General features: G+C 60.7%; 14 protein-coding genes and 1 pseudogene. 7 read left to right on the forward strand and 8 right to left on the reverse strand.

The genetic code is table 11. The annotated features are described in order from the left end of the window. The 7 genes and pseudogenes from ACEXP3_RS24490 to ACEXP3_RS24520 form a co-directional block, all read right to left on the reverse strand. Positions 1–203 (reverse strand): annotated as a pseudogene (locus ACEXP3_RS24490) (DNA cytosine methyltransferase); the annotation flags it as partial. After that, positions 200–1,909: a hypothetical protein gene (locus ACEXP3_RS24495; protein ID WP_377299786.1), complete on the reverse strand. Its 1,710-nt coding sequence runs from the start codon at positions 1,907–1,909 to the stop codon at positions 200–202. The pseudogene ACEXP3_RS24490 and the gene ACEXP3_RS24495, both read right to left, overlap by 4 nt. Positions 1,910–1,920: 11 nt before the next feature. Next, positions 1,921–2,172, reverse strand: coding sequence for a hypothetical protein (locus ACEXP3_RS24500; RefSeq protein WP_377299787.1), 252 nt, complete (start codon positions 2,170–2,172; stop codon positions 1,921–1,923). Further along, positions 2,172–2,396 (reverse strand): hypothetical protein, encoded by a 225-nt coding sequence (locus ACEXP3_RS24505; RefSeq protein WP_377299788.1) that lies wholly within the window; start codon positions 2,394–2,396, stop codon positions 2,172–2,174. Before ACEXP3_RS24505 ends, ACEXP3_RS24500 begins: the two co-directional genes overlap by 1 nt. Continuing rightward, on the reverse strand, positions 2,396–2,632 hold the full coding sequence (locus ACEXP3_RS24510) for a hypothetical protein (RefSeq protein WP_377299789.1): 237 nt from the start codon (positions 2,630–2,632) through the stop codon (positions 2,396–2,398). Before ACEXP3_RS24510 ends, ACEXP3_RS24505 begins: the two co-directional genes overlap by 1 nt. Before the next feature lie 184 nt (positions 2,633–2,816). Further along, positions 2,817–3,263, reverse strand: a complete 447-nt coding sequence (locus ACEXP3_RS24515; protein ID WP_377299790.1) for a hypothetical protein — start codon at positions 3,261–3,263, stop codon at positions 2,817–2,819. A gap of 455 nt (positions 3,264–3,718) precedes the next feature. Further along, positions 3,719–3,985, reverse strand: a complete 267-nt coding sequence (locus tag ACEXP3_RS24520; RefSeq protein ID WP_377299791.1) for a YdaS family helix-turn-helix protein — start codon at positions 3,983–3,985, stop codon at positions 3,719–3,721. Between the two features lie 59 nt (positions 3,986–4,044). Here ACEXP3_RS24520 and ACEXP3_RS24525 point away from each other — a divergent pair, with 59 nt between their 5' ends. After that, the gene (locus ACEXP3_RS24525; RefSeq protein ID WP_377299792.1) at positions 4,045–4,386 is read left to right on the forward strand and encodes a helix-turn-helix domain-containing protein; all 342 of its coding nucleotides are present in this window, start codon (positions 4,045–4,047) and stop codon (positions 4,384–4,386) included. Here the strand turns inward: ACEXP3_RS24525 and ACEXP3_RS24530 are convergent, their stop codons facing one another. Then, positions 4,387–5,010, reverse strand: a complete 624-nt coding sequence (locus ACEXP3_RS24530; protein WP_377299793.1) for a type VI secretion system-associated protein TagO — start codon at positions 5,008–5,010, stop codon at positions 4,387–4,389. 268 nt (positions 5,011–5,278) lie between these two features. Between ACEXP3_RS24530 and ACEXP3_RS24535 the strand changes: the two genes are divergently transcribed. From ACEXP3_RS24535 to ACEXP3_RS24560, 6 genes are all read left to right on the forward strand, one after another. Further along, positions 5,279–5,449 carry a hypothetical protein gene (locus ACEXP3_RS24535; protein ID WP_377299794.1) on the forward strand — a complete coding sequence of 57 codons (171 nt, stop codon included), beginning with the start codon at positions 5,279–5,281 and terminating at the stop codon, positions 5,447–5,449. A gap of 64 nt (positions 5,450–5,513) precedes the next feature. Next, positions 5,514–5,981 (forward strand): hypothetical protein, encoded by a 468-nt coding sequence (locus tag ACEXP3_RS24540; protein ID WP_377299795.1) that lies wholly within the window; start codon positions 5,514–5,516, stop codon positions 5,979–5,981. A 62-nt stretch (positions 5,982–6,043) separates the two neighbouring features. Then, positions 6,044–6,259 (forward strand): hypothetical protein, encoded by a 216-nt coding sequence (locus tag ACEXP3_RS24545; RefSeq protein ID WP_377299796.1) that lies wholly within the window; start codon positions 6,044–6,046, stop codon positions 6,257–6,259. Between the two features lie 3 nt (positions 6,260–6,262). After that, positions 6,263–6,478 carry a hypothetical protein gene (locus tag ACEXP3_RS24550; protein ID WP_377299797.1) on the forward strand — a complete coding sequence of 72 codons (216 nt, stop codon included), beginning with the start codon at positions 6,263–6,265 and terminating at the stop codon, positions 6,476–6,478. Positions 6,479–6,483: 5 nt separating this feature from the next. Next, on the forward strand, positions 6,484–6,807 hold the full coding sequence (locus ACEXP3_RS24555) for a hypothetical protein (RefSeq protein ID WP_377299798.1): 324 nt from the start codon (positions 6,484–6,486) through the stop codon (positions 6,805–6,807). Further along, on the forward strand, positions 6,804–7,085 hold a 282-nt coding region (locus tag ACEXP3_RS24560; RefSeq protein ID WP_377299799.1), incomplete at its 3' end, for a hypothetical protein. The genes ACEXP3_RS24555 and ACEXP3_RS24560, both read left to right, overlap by 4 nt.

The following is a 7,085-nucleotide window of genomic DNA, read 5'->3' on the forward strand; positions in this document are numbered from 1 at the left end:
TGGTTCACTTCATGCAGGCGCAGCGCCCACTCATTGTGGTTGATGGCATAATCCGGCGAGCGGCCAAGCGCCTGCTCGATGCCGGTGGAAGCGCCGCCGCCGCCTGCAAAGCTGTCGATGATCAGCGGACGGCTAGCTGGTGCTGCGAGGGCGAGGCCCGCCAGAATGGTGCCTGCAAAAAGTGTCGGAATATGCGCGTTCATGCCGCCACCTCCAGAGCCTGTACATCCACCGTCTCGGCCACCGCCATCCGCCCGGCATCCGTCATCACATACCCATCCCCGTCAGCGGCAATCACCCCGCGCGCCACCATGTCGGCCACCAGCGCCTCCGCCACCAGCGGGCGCACGGCAATGCCCTTGCGAAGGCCAGCCAGATCGAAAACCTTGTGTTGGGCGGCAAAGGCCATGGCGCGGGCAAATTCCTCGCTCACCCGCTCCTCTGCCGTCTTGCGCGGCGTTTCGCGGGCAAACTCATCCGGTTCCGCCCGAAAGCTCAAACCGGCGGGCGCGATGTTGCCCCCTGCCCCGGGCGCCAGTGCGGGCGCCGTCTCGAAATCGGAATAGTTGACTCGGATCAGCCGCGGATAACCATCGCCATAGGAGCCGTCGTCATTCGCCTCCCACACGAACCATGCCGTGTTCATCTGGCTGGAGGCCTTGTTTCCCTCCCAGCCGTCGCGGTGCATCATCGGCAGGCGGCGCGTGAACACATAGATCCGCGTCGGCGGGTTCTCATCCATCACAAAACACCGGTCTGGATCGTCGAAGCCGGCGGCAAAGTTGAAGTTCAAAAGCATCGCCATCTTGCGCGGACGGTGCGCTTTCAGCGCGTGCGCGATATAGGCATTGGCAATGCCGAAGGGCGGGTTCGTCACGATGTCAGGCCCATGCCGGCCCGCGTCCGCCATGCCGGTGGAGGCCAGAAAATCCCCCACCATCTGGCATTCGCCATGCGCTGTGGTTATCTCCCGGTCCACCAGGTCGGAAATCATAACCTCGTAACCTGCCGCCTCCAGCGGGCGTAGAATCGCCCCGCGCCCCACGCTCGGCTCCAGCACCGGCCCGCAAAAGCTTTCCAGCGCCAGGAGAACCCGCATGGCCTCGACAGGCGTTTCATAAAGGTCGTCGCCGCGCTCCTCCTTCGTCGCGGATTGGGTGCCGATCGCATGGCGAAGGCTGGCCCGCGTCGGTGCAAGCCCGCCGGAAACGCGCGCATCAATCGCCCGCTCCACAATGCCCGGCGTCTCGCGCTCGGCCTCGCGAAGCTTGCGCGCTTCATGCACCTGCTTGGCATCCAGCCCGAAATCGGAAAGCGTCAAAATATTCTCATCCAGAATATTTGATTTGCGCCCCGGCTTTGCCAGCTGCCCCCGGTTTTGCGCCTCGTCCACCATGTCGGCCAGACGGATATGCGCAAACGTTTCCACCTTCAGCGCATCCGCCTGAATGGCGCGAAATTTGTCGATCAGCTGGCGCGAGGCTTTCACCTTGGCCGCATAACCGCCCGCCGCCTTCGCCTGCTCGTAGGCCCCGCCGGAAAGCAGCATGGCCGCCGTCACATCACCATCATCCAGCGCGCGCCGCGACCGCTCCACCAGCATGACGATCTCGGATGCATCGCCCGAGAGAACAACCGCCGGAACGGCTGCCGCCGCCTGCTGCTCTTCCACCACCAGCGCCACCGCATCCGCCGTCTGCGTATCCAGCCATGCCAGCATGTCGGCAGCCTTTTCGGTCGCAAACCAAAGGCTGGCCAGCTTGCGGTCGCGGTCGAGATAACCCAGCGCATTCAGCTTCACCGCAATGTTGCGGTCAGAACGGCTGTCTTCCTCAAACCGGCCAGCGGCCACCGCTGCGCGCAAAACCTCAAGCCCGCGCGGGCTCGGAATGGCATACGGTTTTTTCACCCAAACACCCATCAAACCCCACTCCCCTGTTTGCAAGATCCCGTTTCGGCTTCCTCGATCAGCGCGCACACATGCGCCTCATCGAGTGCCAGCTGCTGCGCGATGCACAGCGTCGAAAGGCCGCCCGTGTGCCAAAGCTCCAGCACGCGCGCCGTCTGCGCCTCGCGAATGCGCAGCGCCCGGTGTGTCTCGATCTCGCGGGCAATGCGGGCGCGCATCTCGGCCACGGCCTGGCGCTGTGGAAGGCTGTAAAAGCGCTGCATCAGCGCACCTCCTTCGTTTCAATGTTCCAGAGATGCGCCGTCATCAGCGCGCGCGATGGGCAGGGATAAACCACCGAAAACCCCGTCTCCTGCGTCAGCGAAAAATGCCCGCCGCATTCGAAATGCGCCTCGTCCTGCCCCTCAAGGGCAGCCACGCGCGGTGCACGGCACTGCGGGCAGGCAACCCGCAGTGTTAGAAATTGCTGGCGAGCGGTCTCCGGCATCACGCCTGCCCTCCCGCTGCCGGGCGGCCCTGCCAGAACAGCGAAACCCCGCCGCGCATCACCAGCTGGCGCCGCACGCGGTTTCGCCAGTCGCGCCCGCCTTCAATGTGCATGGCAGCCACGCGGTCCAGACCGGCGTCGAAATCCGTGGTGTAATACTCTTCAAACGCAGTCATGCCGCCCTCGCGGGCGGCAACCTGTTCGATGTATCGTGCGGTGGAATAGCGGATCGCCATCAGTGCGCTCTCATCGTCGAGAGCCGGGCGCGCAGGTTTTTCAAGACTGCACGAAAGCCCAAAATGGCGTCATCATCATCAAGGCCTGCGTCAATGCATGTCGCGGCCGCCGTCGCAACGGCTTCTGCCGCCTCGTCCGGCGTCGGCCTTTTGCTTGCGCCCTTCTCCTCCCCCCGCTCCATGCTTACAGCCCCGCCATCAGCGCATCGAGGGCGGCAAGCGCACGCATGGCCGGCACAATGCGCGCCCGCACCGCCTGGCGCTCGCAGGCATCGGCATGGCCGTCTTCGATCGCCTGCGCCACCTCGCGCACCACGTCGTCCAGCACGCCATCCAGCCGCAAAACGGCAAGCGCCGTCAGCTGGCCAAAGCCCGCGGGCTTTTCGCCATCCACCAGCCCGCGCATCGTCGAGGTGATGAAATCATGGCCCGCCGCCCGGTCGAGTGCGGCGGCAAGATCAACGCGAATGAAGCTGTTTGCCCATTCGCCGGATGTAGAAGAATATTTGGAAAGCGCTGCCGTGCCGATGCCAAGCAGCCGCGAAGCATGACTCACCCCGCCCACGGCGGAAATCGAAGCAACCGTCGCAGCCTTGAGCGCAGGCCCCGCCTCATCAAAAAAAGCGCGCATGAAAACACCCCGCAAAACAGGTCAAGGAAAAATGAAAGAGCAATTGATTCCGTGATGCGCCGGATGTGACCGGCTATCGCATAGGCGTCACATCACAGGAGGCCCGCATGACCGCACCACACCAAAACCCGCCCCGCCGGGGACGCAAAACCGAAACCCCCGGCGGGTCTGTTTTGCCGCATCGGCAGGTCCGCTTGCCGTGCGCAAAGGGAAAGCGGCCACACCAGGCCGTGGGCGGGAGCCCGGTGTGGCCGCAGAGCGCCGGTCACCGGCACCCATCTGGAAAAAATCGCTCCTGCCAGCCGGGAGGAAGGGAAGCTGGCAGGAGCAACCGCGCAGCCGGAAGGCATCTGCACGGAAGAAAAGACCAGCCGTCGCGGTGGATCGCGCCGGCTGGCAGGTGGCGCCGGAAGAGGTCACACAGACCGGCGCGGGGGGAAGGGTTTGGAGGCGCATCATTCGGCAGCCTCTTTTGGGTAGCGACCAAAAATGTCAGGCCGCAAAGAGTGGCGAGAAATTCCCGTCACCTGTTCAATTTGAACGACACGCTCCACGGGAACGCCTCGGCGCTCCCAACGCAGAACGGTGGATTTGTTTACTCTCGGAGAAAACAGCGCACCAAAAGCGTCGAGCGACATTCTGTCGTTACGATCTCGATAGGCAGCGATGGGCGAAACGGTTTCCATACCGCAATTAGTTGCATAACCTGCAACTTTCTGCAAGCGGTTTTGGTGCATCTTGAGCTAACGAATGTTGCTCGCACTACGGATAAAGTTGCGCCATGAGCAACGTCACTAAAATACACAGTGGGAAAACGCCGGTCCGGATCCACTTCATACCGGAGTGGGCCGAACATCGTCACTTAAGGCAGGCCGATATTGCCAGCGAACTCGATGTTGATAAAAGTCTCGTTTCGCGCTGGTTTAAGGGCGTCAATCCTAAAGATGAATATCTAGAGGCTTTATCTCATTTATTTGGAACAGATATTAATGGGTTATACCGCCATCCAGACGATGACTGGTTGGCGAAATTCTTCAGAGATAAGACAGAAGAGCAAAAGGAGCGCGCCATAAACATGCTTAAACTTATGTTCGAAGCAACTAAAACCGGAACTAGAGATTAACTATTTCCAACTACATGCCGCCTTCACCTTGCTTAAGGGCTCATTCAATCCCGCAGTATGGAATTCAGCAAAAACCGGGTTTTCGCTGAATGGCGTAAATCTTATTCGCAAGCGTTGCTCGGCGGCGATCTTTTTGATTATCGGTATCGCTTCTCCACCGCTCCAGAGGCCAATTGCCGAATTATCCGTAGATGCATCCATATCGCTGGTGCCGGCCTTCTGATCACCAGCCCTGATATCAACCCGCCCGTAGCCGCCAAAACCGCTTGCCACATGGCATGGCGTGACAAAATAAAGCGACGTGGCGTCGTCCATGCAGCGAATGACCAGGTTGATTTTTCCCTTACGGCCATAACCGCACTCAATTGTCTCGGTGGACTCTGCGGAGACCATTACAACCCGTTTGTCATTCATCTTTGACACTTCCTCAGTGACTTTCCAATCAGACTGAGGAACCGCTGCAGAACTCACCTCAGGAGTTCTGCCGCTCACCTTGTCAAAACAAGCCAGACGATCAAGCGCGGAATCTATGGCTCTGCACTCATCCAAAGGGGCTGCGAGCGCCCCCTCAAACCCACAAAATAAAAAAGCAACGCTGCAGAAAATACCCACTCGCATCCACATTATTCCCTCCTCAAAAACAACCAAAGTTATAGCCAAATATGCCGCGCAATTATCGCGATGGCTACAGGTTGATCGAGGCACGAACGAGAGTTGCGCGTTGCGCAACTAAAGTGCCTTTACAAAAGTTGCAACTTATGCAACAAGTCTCCCCATGCCGGGCGCCTCGAAACGCTCACCCGGCTTCAAGCAAGTCCTGCCGCCGACCCCCGCGCAACGCCCATGGCGCGCGGCGGCAGGTTTGCGCCTTGAAATTTATGGAGAGAATGCCGTGCAGACCAAACTCACTCAACAGGACCACCAGGATCGCGCCGAGATGCTGCGCCTCTACCAGGATCGTGGCCCGATGACGCAGCAGCAGCTCCTGGCGGCAGGTTTCAGCCTGGAAAGTCAGGCACGTAATGCCCATGCCGTGGCCGAGATGGTTCGCGAGACCGCCTGATCAAGATCCGTTTGCCCCTGCCGCAGCCCGCCCGCTGCGGCACCTCAAACGGATGGAGATCGCCGTGAGTGTTTTACACAACAACAATGCGCCACAGGCCAAGCAGGAAAAGCCCAGCGCCGAGGCAATCGAGCACGTTGCCAATCACGGTGTTTCGCCGTGGATGGCCGGTCAGCTTGAAGGCGGGCTCACCAAAACTGCCGAAATGCACCACTTCCTGTATCTGTCGGTTCCGCATTTCGCCAATGCCGAACAGGCAGAGGCCAAGCCCGGTGAGAAATGCATTGTTCTGGCCCGTGGCCCCGGCGGGCGCGGCAATGGCCGCTCCAAGAACGGCAAGCGCAATAGCCCATTGGGCGTGATCCTGAATTTCTTTGGCATTCATCGTGCACCCCCGGCCAACACGGCGGAATTTCGCCTGCATGTCGAGGTGGCAGACGATGGCAGCCTTCGTCAATCCGTATCTCTTCCGCCAGGCTGGCGCGTGGTGCGCATGCCGGCGGAAAACGTCACCTGTCACCCGCAACCCTGATCCGCTTGCCCCTGCCGCAGCCCGCCCGCTGCGGCACCTCAAACGGATGGAGATCTTATCCCATGGTATCCAGCATTCGAGAAAATCCCTTTGGCGCCCGCGTGCCGGCCCTGCCCGTCGCCCCGCGCCGCGCCGCACCGGTCTGGCAGTTCAATGCCGTAGCGCTCGGCCTCGCGCTCATCGTCGCGCTTTCGGTCCTTGCGCCCCTGTCGCTCTATCTGGCCGGCTCGCGTCTTGTCGTGTTCGAGGCGCGGCTGGCAGCCGCCGCGAGGGTTTGAGCCATGGAGCCCTTCATCACAGATGACCCCGGCCCGCGCCGCAAACCCGTCAGCAGCAAAAGCCTGTTGCAGTATGAAAATGAGCGCTTGCGCCGCCGCCTGCGGGCGATGTCGCTGGTCAGCGCCGGGTTGATCATTGCCCTTGCTTTTTCCATCGGCATCATCGCGCTTCAGGCGGAAACCACCGCCTGCACGGCGCCTGCCGAACAGAAGGTGTGAGCGCCATGGAAAACACACCCCCTCCCTATTTCCGCATTGGCCTCATCGGCATCGCCGCCGCCGCCATCTGGATTTACGTTTCCAGCGATTCCAACGCCGCAAGCTTTTCCGAAGTCACCACCCGCATGCCGGATGATGACACCGTGCTTGCATGGGTTCTCGCAATCGGCGGCTGGTGGATGGCCCTCGCAATCGCCGTTGCCTTCGCCTTCCACGCCAATGTGGCCGGCAAGTACCGCGACGGCTACGAAACCCTCGTCATCGAGATCAAGCGCATCAAGGCCGAAAACGAAGCCCTGCGCCAGAAATTCTGGAGGAACGAGGCATGACCGGGGAAGACAAAGAAATGCTTGTGGAACACAAGCTCGCTGCAGTAACGGCGCCCGACAACGGCACGACTTCAGAAGTTCTTGCCGCCGTTTTGGAGTGTGCCCGCGCATGGGTTCCAGAGGCCCGCATCATAGGCAACGTTCGGGCCGGAGATATTGCACGCGCGGTCGCCTCCGTACTTTCCAGCCCCCCACCCTCATCACATGTGGTGGTGTCAAAAGGCTACGCGCTCATCCCTATAAAGCCAACCGATGAAGTGATCGAGGCGATTTGCCAA

The organism is Neorhizobium fuzhouense (assembly GCF_042611105.1).
In the GTDB taxonomy this organism is placed as follows: Bacteria; Pseudomonadota; Alphaproteobacteria; order Rhizobiales; family Rhizobiaceae; genus Neorhizobium; species Neorhizobium galegae_A.